This window comes from Kribbella sp. NPDC049174 (assembly GCF_043197365.1).
GTDB lineage: Bacteria > Actinomycetota > Actinomycetes > Propionibacteriales > Kribbellaceae > Kribbella.
Genome location: NZ_JBICSZ010000015.1, coordinates 73,027 through 85,717 on the forward strand (window position 1 = coordinate 73,027; position 12,691 = coordinate 85,717).

Consider the following 12,691-nt stretch of genomic DNA (forward strand, 5'->3'; position numbering starts at 1 on the left):
GACATAATGCAGCCCCTACCCCCCAAACTGTTAGCCGGTCGGGCCGGAGATTTTTCTGGGTCCTTGAACCCAGAACGATACAGTGAATCCATGACGGACTTCCCCGCGCTGCTGAGCGGCCGGACGAGCTGGCGGCGGGAGTTCGCGGCACCGGTGCGCGCCTTCCTGCGGACCGAAGCGGGCAGCTCCGGAGTGCTCGCCGCGGCGATCCTGATCGCGCTGCTCTGGGCCAATCTCGCGCCGGGGATGTACGACGATTTCTGGCGGACCGAGCTGTCGATCGGGCTCGGCGGCGACGTGCTCAGCCTGGATCTGCGGGAGTGGATCAACAGCGGCCTGATGACACTGTTCTTCCTGGTCGTCGGGCTGGAGGCGCGGCGCGAGTTCGACCTCGGCGACCTGCGCGACCGCAGCCGGTTCGTGCTGCCGCTGGCGGCCGGCGTCGCCGGGATGATCCTGCCGGTCCTCATCTACCTGGCCTTCAACGCGGGCGGCGAGGGCGCGCACGGCTGGGGTGTCGCGATGTCGACCGACACCGCGCTGGCCCTCGGCCTGCTCGCGCTGGTCGGCCGCGGCGTGCCCGATCGCGTCCGGGTGTTCCTGCTGACCGTGTTCGTCGTCGACGACCTGCTCGCGCTGCTCGTCATCGCCGTCGTCTACAGCGAGAACATCGCCCTCAAACCCCTCGCGCTCGCCCTTCTCGCCTTCGCCGCAGTGGTGGTTCTGGCGGTACTGCGAGTGCGCAAGGCCTGGGCGTACGTCGTACTGGGCGTCGTCACGTGGGCCGCCTTGCTGACCAGTGGCGTCGATCCCGTGGTCGCCGGGCTCGCGATCGGCCTGACGGCGTCGGCGTACTCACCCGGCCGTGAGGAGCTCGAGCAGGCGACCGGGCTGTTCCGGCTGTTCCGCGAGCAGCCGACGCCCGAGTTGGCCCGCTCCGCGACCGTCGGGCTGACCGCGACGATCTCGCCGAACGAGCGTTTGCAGTACCTCTACCACCCGTGGACCAGCTACCTGATCGTCCCGTTGTTCGGCCTCGCGAACGCCGGCATCACGATCGATCTGGACTTCCTCGGTCAGGCGTACACGTCGCCGATCACGCTCGGCATCCTGGTCGGGTACGTGGTCGGCAAGCCGGTCGCGGTGTCGGTGGTGTCCTGGCTGCTCACCCGCTTCTCCGGCGGACGCTACCGGCCGCAGGTCGGCTGGGCGGCGGTGATCGGCAGCGGCACGATCGCCGGCATCGGCTTCACGGTCTCGTTGCTAATAGCAACAATTGCCTTCGAGGGGCCGTTGCTGGCGGAGGCCAAGCTCGGGCTGCTGTCGGCGGTCGTGGTGGCGTCGGCGCTGACCTGGCTGGTGTTCCGCGCGGCCAAGTTGCTCTCTCCGCCGAAGAAGGCGATCGCCCTGCTCGGCGACGCGGATGAGTTGGTGGATCTGATCGACCCGGTCGATCCCGAGCGGGATCACATCCGCGGTCCGGAGACGGCGTCGGTGACGTTGGTGGAGTATGGCGACTTCGAGTGCCCGTACTGCGGGCTCGCCGAGACGGTCGTACGGGATCTGCTGAAGGACGACGACCTCCGGTACGTGTGGCGGCATCTGCCGCTGAGCGACGTCCATCCGCGGGCGCAGATCGCGGCGGAGGTGTCCGAGGCGGCGGACGCGCAGGGTGCGTTCTGGGAGATGCACGATCTGCTGCTCGCGAACCAGGAGAACCTGCAGCCCAAGGATCTGCTCCGGTACGCCGAGGAACTCGGGCTGGACCAGGACAAGTTGCACGACGAGGTGAAGCGGCACGTGGCGGCGGCGCGGGTCGCGCAGGACGTGGAGTCGGCCGATCTGAGCGGGGTGTCCGGCACGCCGACGTTCTTCATCAACGGGCAGCGGCACTACGGGGCGTACGACGTCGAGACGCTGACGACCGCGATCAAGGTCGCCCGGGCGCGGGCCAAGATCAGTCGCTGACTGGATCTTGTGGTACTAGGGCATTTCTGCCACTGTTGCTCGACCATGGCGATGCCCGACGCTGGTGGCTCCGCTGATCGAGAAGGAGCCCCGAGATGCCCGTTGACCTGCACACTTCGGCTGTTCTGCAGACGCCCGCCGCCGAGCGGGACGCCGCGGTCGCGCACTTCGCCGGCCGGCTGTCCTTCGAGGCCGATGTGTCGGATGTGGCCGCGGACATCGGCGCGGGGGCGACCGGCTGGGTGCTGGTCGACAGCCGCAGCCAGGAGAGCTGGGACCAGGGCCACGTCCCCGGCGCGATCCACCTGCCGACCCGCGAGATCGCGGCCCGTGCGACGTCCGTAGTACCGGAGGGTGTGACTGTGGTGACGTACTGCTGGGGGCCGGGCTGCAACGGTGCGACGAAGGCCGCGCTCGAGTTCGCCAAGCTCGGCTACCCGGTCAAGGAGATGATCGGCGGATTCGAGTACTGGTCCCGCGAAGGCCTGCCGGTGGAAACCGCTGACGGCATCGAACGCCGCCCGGCCGACCCGCTCACCGCGCCGCGCGGTATCGCCTGTGCCTGCTGATCGTCAGAGGTTGGCGAGGTAGTCGGCGTTGCCGCGGATGGCGGCCTCGTAGCGCTTGATCTCGGGGGTCCCGAGGCGATCGGCGATGACCAGGAGGAGGGTGGCGAGCGCTTTGTCCTTGTGGCCGGCCGCGTGCAGGGTGAGCGACTTGAACACCCGCAGCGAGTCCGACTCGGGGAACTCGGCGCACGCCGCCTTGAAGACGTCCAGGGACTCGTCGAAGCGCTCCAGGTTCCGCAGGGTGCTGCCGTACTGGAGGAGACACTTGCGTCGCGTCTCACCGGTCAGCCCGGGCAGGGCGCGCTCGTAGTACTCGACCGCCTTCTCCTCCTGGCCGTCGGTGTCGTACGAACCGCCGACCTCGTACAGCACATAGGGATTGTCCGGGTGCTCGGTGAGCAGGTTCTCGAAGAAGTCGATCGTGGGCTGCATGTTCGACCGGTCCCGCCGGTTGAACGCCGCCTCGATCGTCGCCGCCAGTTCGGGGGTCAACTCGGTGATCACCCGTCCATCATGCCTGGTCCAGTGGAGTGAGCACGGCGATTTTCCAGCCGTCCGGCCCGTCGGCGAGCTGGTAGCAGAAACGTTCGCGCGGTTCACCGTCGTACGACCAGGTGACATCGGCCCAGATGCTCGCCGAGGTCGATGCCATCACCGAGATCTTGCTCTGCACGGCGTCCACACCCTCGTACTGCGCCCAGGACGAGGCGAAGAACTGCTCGGTCTGTTGTTCGCTGGTGACCGGGATCGACTGGCCGGGGAAGACGATGAGCGAGGGCACCGCGTACATCCGGGCGATCCGCTTCTCGTCGCGCGCGAGGAGGGCGGCCGCATAGTCTTCGAAGAAGCTCTCGGTGGCTGTCATGGTGCCACCGTAGAACCCCAAGCGGACAGGTTCAGTCCGCTTTGACGGGACGTTTCTGCCACGGCCACGCGCCGGAGATCTCGACCTCGAGGGCGAAGCTGAGCACGGTGCGGATCACCACGATCAGGCCGAGGACCAGCACGCTCTCGACGGATGCCTGGACGATGATCGTGCGGATGATGTCGCCGACGATGAGGATCTCGAGGCCGAGCAGGATCACCCGGCCGAGGCTGACCCGCAGCTGCTGGTAGCTGCCGGCGCCCTTGCGGAGTACGTCGTACACGTAGCGGATCAGGACGACGGCGAGGCCGATCGCCATGATGACCACGCCTGTACCCTCGATCACCCGGGCCACGTCGGCGAACACCGCCTCGAAGTCCACCGTCCACAAGTACCAGTCAGGCGGCGTCGGTGGTAGCTGCCCCGCCGGGCCGGATGTTCTGGTTGAGGTGGAAGACGTTCGCCGGGTCGTACGCCGTCTTGAGTGCGGTCAGCCGGGTCAGCTTGGCCGGCGGGAAGGCGCGGCTGATCGCGTCGCCGTTGAGGGTGTTGAGGTAGGCGCCGTTCGCGTACGGCGCCAGCGTCGCGGCGTACTCACGGAGCCGGCCGATCCGGGCCGCGTCCTCGGCCGGGTCCACCCAGCGGGTCGCGGTGACGAACTCGAACAGCGTGTCCCGGTGGCTGAACGCCGCGTCGTCGTCCGGTACGTCGGCGATCGCACCGCCGTACGCCTGCAGACTCGCGGACACACCCGGGGTGCGCAGCAGCGCGCGGATCGCGTCGTCCGGCAGGGCCTTGAAGTAGTGGCCCTTCCAGTAACGGCGGTAGCGGTGACCCTGCACGTTGTCGTCGCGGCTCTGCAGCGTCAGGTACGGCATCTCCTCGACCTGTTCGTCGGTGGGGCCCATGGCGCGGAACGCATCCAGCAACTCGAAACCGCCGTCGCCGACCCACACGTACCCGACGGTCACGGCGTCGGGCGTGATGCTTGCGGTGAAGGTCGCCTGCCGGGGCGCGGTGGCGTTGAGCTCGCGCCAAGTCCGCAGTACGTCGAAACCCGCCGAGGACGGGTAGGTGAACTCGGCGACCAGCGCCCGGGTGCCGATGTGGTGCAGCCGGAACTCGAACGACGTGACGATCCCGAAGTTGCCGCCACCGCCGCGCAGCCCCCAGAACAGCTCGGCGTTCTCGTCGGCACTCGCACGGACCACGTCGCCGTCCGCGGTGACCAGCTCGTACGACGCCACGTTGTCGCACGCCAGCCCGAACTGCCGGGCCAGCCAGCCCATGCCGCCGCCGAGGGTCAGTCCGCCGACGCCAGTGTGCGAGACGTTGCCCGCGGTCGTCGCCAGACCGTACCGCTGCGCGGCCTCGTCCAGCTCACCCAGCAACGCGCCGCCCTGGACCCAGGCCAGCTGGCGGTCCGGATCGACCCGGACCGCGTTCATCGGGGTCAGGTCGATCATCAGGCCGCCGTCGGGGACGGCGTGGCCGGCGATGCTGTGGCCGCCGCAGCGGACGCCGATCTCCAGACCGGCCTCGCGGGCGAACCGAACCGCGGCGACGACGTCGGCGGTGTCGTGGCAGCGCGCGATCGCGGCCGGATAGCGGTCGACCATCGCGTTCCAGACGCTCCGGGCCTCGTCGTAGCCGGTGTCGCCGGCCTGCAGCAGCTTGTCCATCGGTCCGCTCCTTGGTGTCGGGCTCTGTTGTTCGGGCTCTGTTGTTCGGGCTCGGTTGTTTCGGGCTCGGTTGTTCGGGCTCTTCCATCACCCTGACAGCGTGGCGGTACTCCGATAAGGTCCAGTTGTGTGAGCCGAAACAGGACCAGTTCCGGCGCCGCCGAGCTGTTGGTCGAGCTCCGACGGGATGTCGGCGTGCCGCTGCACCAGCAGCTGGAGAAGGCGATCCGGGACCGGATCCGGCAGGGTCTGATGCGCGCCGACACGGTGATGCCGTCGACCCGGGCCCTCGCCCAGGACCTCGGACTGTCCCGTGGCGTCGTGGTCGAGGCGTACCAGCAGCTCGTCGCCGAGGGGTACCTGGTCAGCCGCGGCGGCGGCTACACCCAGGTTGCCGACATCGCCGTGGTCGAGGCATCCTCAACCGCTCGACCGACCACGATGCCGCCACGGATCGACTTCAAGTACAGCAAGCCCGACGTCTCCCAGTTCCCCCGCGCCGCCTGGCTGCGGTCGATCAGGAAGGTGCTGAACGAGACGCCGCATCGGAGCTTCGCCTACATCGACGGACGCGGCGCGCTCGAACTCCGGCACGCGCTGGCCGACTACCTGAACCGGGTCCGCGGTACGGCGGCCAAGCCCGAGAACATGCTGATCTGCAACGGTTTCGCCCAGGGATCGCGGTTGTTGCTGCAGGTCCTGGCGAAACAGGGCTACCGGCGGCTCGCGGTCGAGGATCCGTCCGACAACGAGTTGCGCGACGTGGCGACGGCGGCCGGGCTCGAGGTGGTCGGCGTACCGGTGCTGGAGACCGGGGTCGATGTCGACGCACTCGAGCAGTCCGGTGCGGACGTCGTACTGGTGACCGCCGCGCATCAGTTCCCGACCGGAGCGGTGGCGTCGGCGGAGACGCGGGCGGCGCTGGTCGCCTGGGCGGTACGGCGGGATGCCTTGGTCATCGAGGACGACTACGACGCGGAGTACCGGTACGACCGGGAGCCGATCGGGGCGATGCAGGGGCTGGCACCGGACCGGGTGGCGTACGCCGGGACCGCGAGCAAGACGTTGGCGCCGGGGCTGCGGCTCGGGTGGCTGATCCTGCCGGCTCGGCTGGTCGGGGCGATGTCCGAGGCGAAGACAACGGACGATCGCGGGTCGCCGGTGCTCGATCAGTTGGCGTTCGCGGACTTCGTGGCGCGCGGGGAGTTCGACCGGCACCTGCGGCGGATGCGGCCGCAGTATCGGCAGCTTCGGGACACGCTGGTTGAGCGGCTGGGTGAGCGGCTGCCGGAGCTCGTGCCGGTGGGGGTGTCGGCCGGTCTGCACGTGATGACGTGGTTGCCGGAGGGGTTGTCCGAGAGCGCGGTGTCGGCGGCCGCGCTGGAGCGTGGACTTGGGGTCTACGGGTTGGCGCCGTACTGGATGGCCGGGCACGGACCGGCCGGGCTGGTATTCGGGTACGGCGGTCTGACCGTGAAGGCTGTTGCTGAGGGCATCGACGTACTCGCGGACGCTGTATCCGGTCTGAGTGAATAATCATCCAATCGGTTGCAAGTTGATTCGCTTGGTTCTACGCTGGGTGGAGTGATCAGTGCAGCTGGCATCGACAGTCTGATGAATCAGGGCTGGCCCGCGGAGGCCAAGACCGAACTGGACGGCTGGGTCGTCCGCCGCAACCGCGGCGTCACCAAGCGAGCCAACTCCGTGCTGCCCGCGAGTGCGCCGTTCGACCTCGAAAGAGCGTTGGACTACGTGGAAAACCTGTATCAGGCGCACGGCATCACGCCGTGCTTCCATGTCAGCCCGGCGGCTCAGCCGACCGATCTGGACGACCGGCTCGAGGCTCGCGGCTACGTCGTACAGGCGCCGACGCTGGTGCAGTGCGCCGAGGTGGCCGACCTCCTCGACCGGCTGCCCGACGTGCCGGTCGACGTGAATATTTCCTCGGTGCCCGACGATGCGTGGATGGACGCCTGGTGGCGCATCGACGGGCACGGCGGGGAGGACGAGCAGGCGGCCGCCCGGCAGATCCTGAATCGCGGCCGGGCTCTCTACGCGACGATTCCCTCGGTTGGTCCGGTCAAGGCGATCGGCCGGCTCGCCCTGGTCGACGACTGGGCCGGCTTGTACTGCCTGGCCGTCGACGAGCGGTTCCGCCGGCAGGGGCTCGCCCTCGCCGTCATCCGCACGTTGTTGCAGAAGGCAACGACCTTGGGGGTCCGGCGAGTGTTCCTGCAGGTCGTCGCGGAGAACGAGCCGGCCCGGGCCCTGTACGACCGGCTCGGGTTCCGGACCGTCTCGCAGTACCACTACCGGGTCAAAGCGTGATCTTCTCCAGGTGATCCAGCACGACGAACTCCGCACCGGCGGTCTCGACCGACATGCGGAGCTTCGTCAGATCGGTCCACGGAACGCTCGGCTTGTCCAACGGCAGGTCGAAGTCGTCCCAGTGCGTGGCGATGACCTTCCGCACCGGCTTGATCGTGCGCAGCAGCCGGTCGGTGATCCCGAGCTCGCCACCGGGCGCCGCGAAGACGACGTCCACCTGCAGGTCGCGCAGGGCGTTCGGGTCGAAGTTCGCCGTACTCAGGCTGAGGATCCGGACGCCGCCGATCGTGATCACGTACGCGAGCGTGCCGCCTTCGAGCAGGTCCTCGATCACGCGCGGCCGCGGCGGGACACCGTCGAGTCGGTAGCCGGGGTAGGCGTAGGTGTGGTGCCGTCCGCTGCAGGAGTGGAGGGATGGGAAGACCTCGATCGTGAAGCCCTCGAACGGCAGGTACTCACCACCGCGCACCGGTGACAGCAGCTCTTCCGGCGTCCGCATCGCGCGGAGCATGTTCAGATGCGACTCGGTGCCGAGGACCGTCGCCTGCGTCTTCTTCGCGACGTACGGTACGTCGGCCATGTGGTCGTAGTGGCCGTGGTGCACCAGGATCGCGTCGGCCGTGGAGATGTAGCGGTCGATCACGTCCGGCTCGATCACCAGCTTGGTCTTGGGGTCCGCGCCCTCGGGCGTGAACGTGCCGGTCTTGAACCGGGTGATCCAGGGATCGGTCAGGACGATGCTCTTCCCCGACCGGATCTGCCACGCGTGCGTCCCGAGCCAGGTGAGTTCGACCGGCTCCTTGGTTGCGCCGGCCTGGATTGTTGCTGCCTCGCTCGTTGTTGCTGCCTCTGCAGTTGATGCGTCCGTGGTTGCGGCTGCGCCTCGGGCGGCCACGCCGATGACTCCGGTGGCACCGGCCGCCGCGGCGCCCGTGATGATTCCCCTGCGACTCACCTTCACGCTGTCTCCTCTCGCCGTACCTGAGCCTTCAGTCAAGGTGAGCGCGGTCGGACATGTCGAATATGCTCTTGCGCATGATCCGATTGCCGGGACATATCGCCGCAGGTCAGCGGGGCATGCTGACTGAGCGGCATCTGCAGATCTTCATCGCGCTGGCCGAGGAGCAGCACTTCGGTGACGCCGCCCGGGTGGTCGGCATCACCCAGCCGCCGCTGTCGCAGGGGCTGCGCCGGCTGGAGGCGCTGGTCGGGGCCAAGCTGTTCGAGCGCGGGCAGGGAGGGGTCGAGCTGACCGCGGCCGGCGCGGCCTTGCTCCCGTACGCGCGGCGGGCGTTGAGCACGATCGAGGAGCTTCATCAGGCCGCGGTCGCGCGTGATCCGGAGGGACCGGAGATCCGGTTGGGGCTGGCGCCGGAGGTTCCGCCGTCGACCGGCGCCGCGGTGGCGGCTGCGTGTGGCGCGGCGATCCCGGGGAGCCGGGTGACGGTGGTGTCCGCGCCGACCAGTTCGCTCGTCGGTCAGGTGTCCGCGGGTCGGCTGACGATGGCCGTCGTACTGCATCCCGCCGTACTGGACGGGCTCGAGGCCGGTCCGGTCACGTTGTTGCCGACGTGGGCGCTGGTGCCGACGTCGGTCGTGCCGGATGACGGTGACGAGGTGAAGTTGCGGCGCTTGGGTGGGGCGCCGGTCGCCGTACGGCCACGGGCTGAGGCGCCGGCGGCTCGCGACCTGTTCCTGGACACGTTGGCGTTGCATCGGCCCGACGGCGGGACGGTCGTGGTGACGGATGAGCGGGCCGGGCTGGCGATGGCGGCCGCGGGTCAGGCGATCGTGGTGACGGCCGATCCGTCGTTGACGGCGCCGGGGGTCGGGCGGCATCGGCTCGTCGACGATCCGCTGCCGGTGCGGCTGCGGTTGGTGTGGTCCAGGACGCGTACGCCGTTCCTGCGACCGGCTGACGTGATGGCGCAGCTGACGGATGCGCTGGTGGTGTCGTGAGCGCGCGGATTCGGGCGGTCTTCGAGGATGCGGGCGTCCGGGGTTGGCTGCACGCGGTCGCGTTGGACTCGCCTGAGTCGACGGTCGAGGTGGACGCGGATGGCGTCGTACCGATGGCGTCGGTCTACAAGCTTCCGTTGCTGGCTGGGTTCTGCCGGTTGGTGGATCTCGGGGAGATCGATCCGCTGTCGAGATTGACGTTGGATCCGGCTGAGCGGACGGCTGGGCCGACCGGGCTGTCGGTGCTGGCGGATCCGGTGACGATGTCGCTGCGGGACCTGGCTGTGTTGATGATGACGGTGTCGGACAACGCGTCGGCCGATGCGTTGCTGGATCTGGTCGGGCTGCGGCGGTTGGCGGAGTTGCTGGAGTCGTTCGGTTTGCAGCGGACCTGGGTACGGCGGGGGACTGCTGCGCATCTGCGTGATCTGCAGCGGCGTACGGGGCTGGACAGTCCGGATGCGGCGCTCGCCGTACTGGCTGACAACGACCGGACTGATCCAGTGGGTGTCTACGAGGCGGCGAACGCGTCGGCGAGTAGTCCGCGCGACATGACGTTGCTGCTCCGGCGGTTGTGGGCGGGGGAGCTGTTGTCGGACGGGCAGACGGAGTTCGTGAAGGCGACGATGCATCGGCAGCTCTTCCAGCACCGGATGGCCTCCGGCTTCCCGCATGACGGCGTCCGCGTCGCCGGGAAGACCGGCACCTTCGGAGCCCTCCGCCACGACGTCGGCGTGGTCACCTTGCCCGATGGTGCCGCCTTCGCGATCGCCGTCTTCACCCTCGCCGCCCGCGGCGACTTCCGCCAACCCCGCGTAGACACAGCCATCGGCGAAGCAGCCCGGGCCGCGGTAGACCTACTGCGTTAGACGACTGCGTAGGCCTCGACTTCGAGGAGGGCGTTGGGGCTGAAGAGAGCGCCGACCTGGACCGCGGTGCTGGCGGGTGGGTTGGTGGTGTCGACGTACTCGTCGCGGGCGGTGCGGATGGCCGGCAGGAAGGCGATGTCGGTGACGTAGAAGTTCAGCTTCACCACGTCAGCGAAGGTCGCACCGGCCGCCTTCAGACAGGCATCCAGATTCGCGAACACCTGCCGCGCCTGCGCCGCCGGATCACCGACCCCAACAAAGTTGCCATCAGCATCCAACGCGACCTGGCCGGCAACCGCCACCCATTGCCCCGGCCCAGTCACCACATGGCTGTACCCATTCCCCGGCGCAACACCCTCAGGCCGGGGATACGAGAGCTTGCTCAAAACACTCCTCCAAGAGTCGTCCTCCCGCCATCCTCACCCGCCCAGCCCTCCCAACACCACCGCATTCCTCCCGGAACCGCTCGGCTACCTCCAGAAGCCTGTCGATGTACGGCGGCGGGCTGCGAGTGCGGCGAAGCCGAGGATGGTTGGGACGGCGACGGCTACGGGGAGGGCGCCGCCGGTGTCCAGGGTTTCGCGGCGGGAGACGGTGACGTGGACGGGTGGGCCGGCGACGAGGGGGCCGTTCTGCGGGATCAGTACGACGTACACCGCGAAGCGGCCTGGGTTGACCGCCTGGAACTCCCAATCCAGCGCGGTTTCCTCAGCCGGCACCGATCGCGTGACGTCCTGGGACCAATCCTCCAGATCGACGTACACCCCGTCGAGGCTGACCACGTTGAGGTGGGCGATCGCCGGGCCGGATACGACCGACTCGACCGTGAGCGTCTGCCCGATGACAGCGTTGAGCTCGTCCTGGTTCATGGTGATCGACGGATCGGAGAGCAGTACGGCGGCGAGCAGGCCCAGCGTGTTCATCGCAGCCCCGCGGTCAGTCGGACAAGTCGTGGGCCGGCCACGATCAGGACGCCGGTGACGACCAGCGCGACGAGGACCGGGGAGGCCAGGTAGCTGAGGTCGTGCGTCCAGCCGCGCCGGCTCACGAGGATCTGCGAGATGTAGTGCAGTGCCGAACCGATCGGATTGGCCCGGGTGATCACTTCACCGATCCCCGTCTTCGGCAGCGCCGGCAGTTGCGTCGGTGCGAACAACACGAGCAGCACCAGCAATCCGCACGCCAGGCTGGTCTTGTTGGAGTTCGTGCCCGCGCTGATGAGCAGGCCGACCCCGCCGAGACCGGTCGCGACCAGCGTCCCGACGGTGAGGGCGAGGAGCGCTGCCGGTACGGCGCCCGCCACGCCGCGCCCGAGGACCCACAGGTAGGGCAGCGTGACGACGAGGCAGGCCAGCCACATGGTCGACGCGGCGGCGAGCTTGCCGACGATGATCCCGCGCCGGGACACCGGGGTGAGCAGCAGGCCTTCGAAGGTTCCGCGCTCGCGTTCACCGCTGATCGCGTCCGCGCTGACCACGACCGTGAGCAGGACACCCACCGCCAGCCCGATCTGGACGGTGAGGTTGACCGCTTCGCGTTGTTCGAGGAAGTTCATCGCCTGGTTGGTCGCGGCCAGATAGGTCATCGCGCTGAGCAGCACGCTGAACCCGAACACCAACGTCGGCCCGCGACCGCCGATCCAGAGGTCCCGGCACTCCTGCTCGGCGACGACCTCCCATCGGCTTTCAGTCATGACCCGCCTCCTCGGTGAGGCTGAGGAACGCATCGCTCAAGCTGCCCGTACCGACGACTTCGGCAAGCGATCCGTCCGCGCGGAGCCGGCCCTGGTCGAGGACGATCACTCGGTTGCAGACCTGCTCGACCTCGGTCAGAGTGTGCGTCGACAACACCACCGTGGCGCCTCGCCTGATCTCGCCGATGGTGGCGAGGATCTCGCGCTGGCCGGCCGGGTCGAGGCCGAGCGTCGGTTCGTCGAGGAACACGACCGCGGGATCGTTGATCAGCGCCCGGGCGATCCCGAGTCGTTGCCGCATACCGCGGCTGTACGTCGAGATCCGCGCACCGGCCCGGTCGCCGAGGCCGACCTCGGTGAGCAACCGGTCGGCGACATCGCGTGCATCCTTCCGGCCGCGGCCGAACAGCCGCCCCGCGTAGCGGAGGTATTCGCTGCCGGTCTGCCGGGCCGGGTAGCCGGCACTCTCCGGCAGGACGCCGATGCGTTGCCTGATCCGGTCCGGTCGATCGCCCGGGATGCCCGCCACTGTGAAGGTTCCGCCGGTGGGTTCGAGGATCGTGGTGAGCAGGCGGATCGTGGTCGTCTTGCCTGCGCCGTTGGGGCCGAGCAGGCCGATCACGTCGCCGGGGTCCGCGGCGAAGGTGAGTCCGTCGAGGGCGTTGCGCGCGCCGTACCGCTTGCTGAGGTCGATCGCCTCGATGGTTGCCATGTGGCCGACGGTAGGACCGTGGTGCTGAATGCTCGCTGAACGGTGC

General features: G+C 68.7%; 15 protein-coding genes. 6 read left to right on the plus strand and 9 right to left on the minus strand.

What is annotated here, in order from left to right; all coding sequences use genetic code 11:
- Window positions 1–90: 90 nt before the first annotated feature.
- Window positions 91–1,968, plus strand: a complete 1,878-nt coding sequence (gene nhaA, locus ACGFIF_RS41450; RefSeq protein ID WP_393162881.1) for a Na+/H+ antiporter NhaA — start codon at window positions 91–93, stop codon at window positions 1,966–1,968.
- A 95-nt stretch (window positions 1,969–2,063) separates the two neighbouring features.
- Window positions 2,064–2,537, plus strand: a complete 474-nt coding sequence (locus ACGFIF_RS41455; protein WP_393162883.1) for a rhodanese-like domain-containing protein — start codon at window positions 2,064–2,066, stop codon at window positions 2,535–2,537.
- Between the two features lie 3 nt (window positions 2,538–2,540).
- On the opposite strand, the gene ACGFIF_RS41460 is transcribed toward ACGFIF_RS41455, so the two are convergent.
- From ACGFIF_RS41460 to ACGFIF_RS41475, 4 genes are read right to left on the minus strand one after another with little or no spacing between them, the layout of a single operon-like run.
- Window positions 2,541–3,041 (minus strand): tetratricopeptide repeat protein, encoded by a 501-nt coding sequence (locus tag ACGFIF_RS41460; protein WP_393162885.1) that lies wholly within the window; start codon window positions 3,039–3,041, stop codon window positions 2,541–2,543.
- A gap of 7 nt (window positions 3,042–3,048) precedes the next feature.
- A complete protein-coding gene (locus ACGFIF_RS41465; RefSeq protein WP_393162887.1) occupies window positions 3,049–3,402 on the minus strand; it encodes a DUF4440 domain-containing protein in 354 nt (117 codons plus the stop codon).
- Window positions 3,403–3,433: 31 nt separating this feature from the next.
- Complete coding sequence (locus ACGFIF_RS41470; protein ID WP_393162889.1) at window positions 3,434–3,784, minus strand: DUF1622 domain-containing protein; 351 nt, start codon at window positions 3,782–3,784, stop codon at window positions 3,434–3,436.
- 16 nt (window positions 3,785–3,800) lie between these two features.
- A complete protein-coding gene (locus ACGFIF_RS41475) occupies window positions 3,801–5,084 on the minus strand; it encodes an FAD-binding oxidoreductase (RefSeq protein ID WP_393162891.1) in 1,284 nt (427 codons plus the stop codon).
- A gap of 129 nt (window positions 5,085–5,213) precedes the next feature.
- Between ACGFIF_RS41475 and ACGFIF_RS41480 the strand changes: the two genes are divergently transcribed.
- On the plus strand, window positions 5,214–6,620 hold the full coding sequence (locus ACGFIF_RS41480) for a PLP-dependent aminotransferase family protein (protein WP_393162893.1): 1,407 nt from the start codon (window positions 5,214–5,216) through the stop codon (window positions 6,618–6,620).
- A gap of 48 nt (window positions 6,621–6,668) precedes the next feature.
- Entirely contained in the window at window positions 6,669–7,412 is a 744-nt protein-coding gene (locus ACGFIF_RS41485; RefSeq protein ID WP_393162895.1) for a GNAT family N-acetyltransferase, read from the plus strand.
- Here the strand turns inward: ACGFIF_RS41485 and ACGFIF_RS41490 are convergent.
- Window positions 7,402–8,373: an MBL fold metallo-hydrolase gene (locus ACGFIF_RS41490; RefSeq protein ID WP_393162897.1), complete on the minus strand. Its 972-nt coding sequence runs from the start codon at window positions 8,371–8,373 to the stop codon at window positions 7,402–7,404. The two genes, ACGFIF_RS41485 and ACGFIF_RS41490, sit on opposite strands and share 11 nt — an antisense overlap.
- Window positions 8,374–8,447: 74 nt before the next feature.
- On the opposite strand from ACGFIF_RS41490, the gene ACGFIF_RS41495 reads away from it, so the two are divergent.
- Both ACGFIF_RS41495 and ACGFIF_RS41500 read left to right on the plus strand, forming a co-directional pair.
- On the plus strand, window positions 8,448–9,371 hold the full coding sequence (locus tag ACGFIF_RS41495) for a LysR family transcriptional regulator (protein WP_393162899.1): 924 nt from the start codon (window positions 8,448–8,450) through the stop codon (window positions 9,369–9,371).
- Window positions 9,368–10,240, plus strand: a complete 873-nt coding sequence (locus tag ACGFIF_RS41500; protein WP_393162901.1) for a serine hydrolase — start codon at window positions 9,368–9,370, stop codon at window positions 10,238–10,240. Before ACGFIF_RS41495 ends, ACGFIF_RS41500 begins: the two co-directional genes overlap by 4 nt.
- On the opposite strand, the gene ACGFIF_RS41505 is transcribed toward ACGFIF_RS41500, so the two are convergent.
- The 4 genes from ACGFIF_RS41505 to ACGFIF_RS41520 all read right to left on the minus strand — a co-directional run bounded on the left by ACGFIF_RS41505 (window position 10,237) and on the right by ACGFIF_RS41520 (window position 12,645).
- A complete protein-coding gene (locus ACGFIF_RS41505; protein ID WP_393162903.1) occupies window positions 10,237–10,626 on the minus strand; it encodes a RidA family protein in 390 nt (129 codons plus the stop codon). The two genes, ACGFIF_RS41500 and ACGFIF_RS41505, sit on opposite strands and share 4 nt — an antisense overlap.
- An 84-nt stretch (window positions 10,627–10,710) precedes the next feature.
- Window positions 10,711–11,163 (minus strand): hypothetical protein, encoded by a 453-nt coding sequence (locus ACGFIF_RS41510; protein WP_393162905.1) that lies wholly within the window; start codon window positions 11,161–11,163, stop codon window positions 10,711–10,713.
- Entirely contained in the window at window positions 11,160–11,933 is a 774-nt protein-coding gene (locus tag ACGFIF_RS41515; protein ID WP_393162907.1) for an ABC transporter permease, read from the minus strand. Before ACGFIF_RS41515 ends, ACGFIF_RS41510 begins: the two co-directional genes overlap by 4 nt.
- Entirely contained in the window at window positions 11,926–12,645 is a 720-nt protein-coding gene (locus tag ACGFIF_RS41520; protein WP_393162909.1) for an ABC transporter ATP-binding protein, read from the minus strand. The genes ACGFIF_RS41515 and ACGFIF_RS41520 overlap by 8 nt, the downstream gene beginning before the upstream one ends.
- Window positions 12,646–12,691 lie beyond the last annotated feature (46 nt).

Bases quoted from the DNA above. Each gene is read 5' to 3' on its own strand.
- nhaA (WP_393162881.1), top strand. From the start codon at position 91: ATGACGGACTTCCCCGCGCTGCTGAGCGGCCGGACGAGCTGGCGGCGG.
- ACGFIF_RS41455 (WP_393162883.1), top strand. From the start codon at position 2,064: ATGCCCGTTGACCTGCACACTTCGGCTGTTCTGCAGACGCCCGCCGCC.
- ACGFIF_RS41465 (WP_393162887.1), bottom strand. From the start codon at position 3,402: ATGACAGCCACCGAGAGCTTCTTCGAAGACTATGCGGCCGCCCTCCTC.
- ACGFIF_RS41475 (WP_393162891.1), bottom strand. From the start codon at position 5,084: ATGGACAAGCTGCTGCAGGCCGGCGACACCGGCTACGACGAGGCCCGG.
- ACGFIF_RS41495 (WP_393162899.1), top strand. From the start codon at position 8,448: ATGATCCGATTGCCGGGACATATCGCCGCAGGTCAGCGGGGCATGCTG.
- ACGFIF_RS41510 (WP_393162905.1), bottom strand. From the start codon at position 11,163: ATGAACACGCTGGGCCTGCTCGCCGCCGTACTGCTCTCCGATCCGTCG.
- ACGFIF_RS41515 (WP_393162907.1), bottom strand. From the start codon at position 11,933: ATGACTGAAAGCCGATGGGAGGTCGTCGCCGAGCAGGAGTGCCGGGAC.
- ACGFIF_RS41520 (WP_393162909.1), bottom strand. From the start codon at position 12,645: ATGGCAACCATCGAGGCGATCGACCTCAGCAAGCGGTACGGCGCGCGC.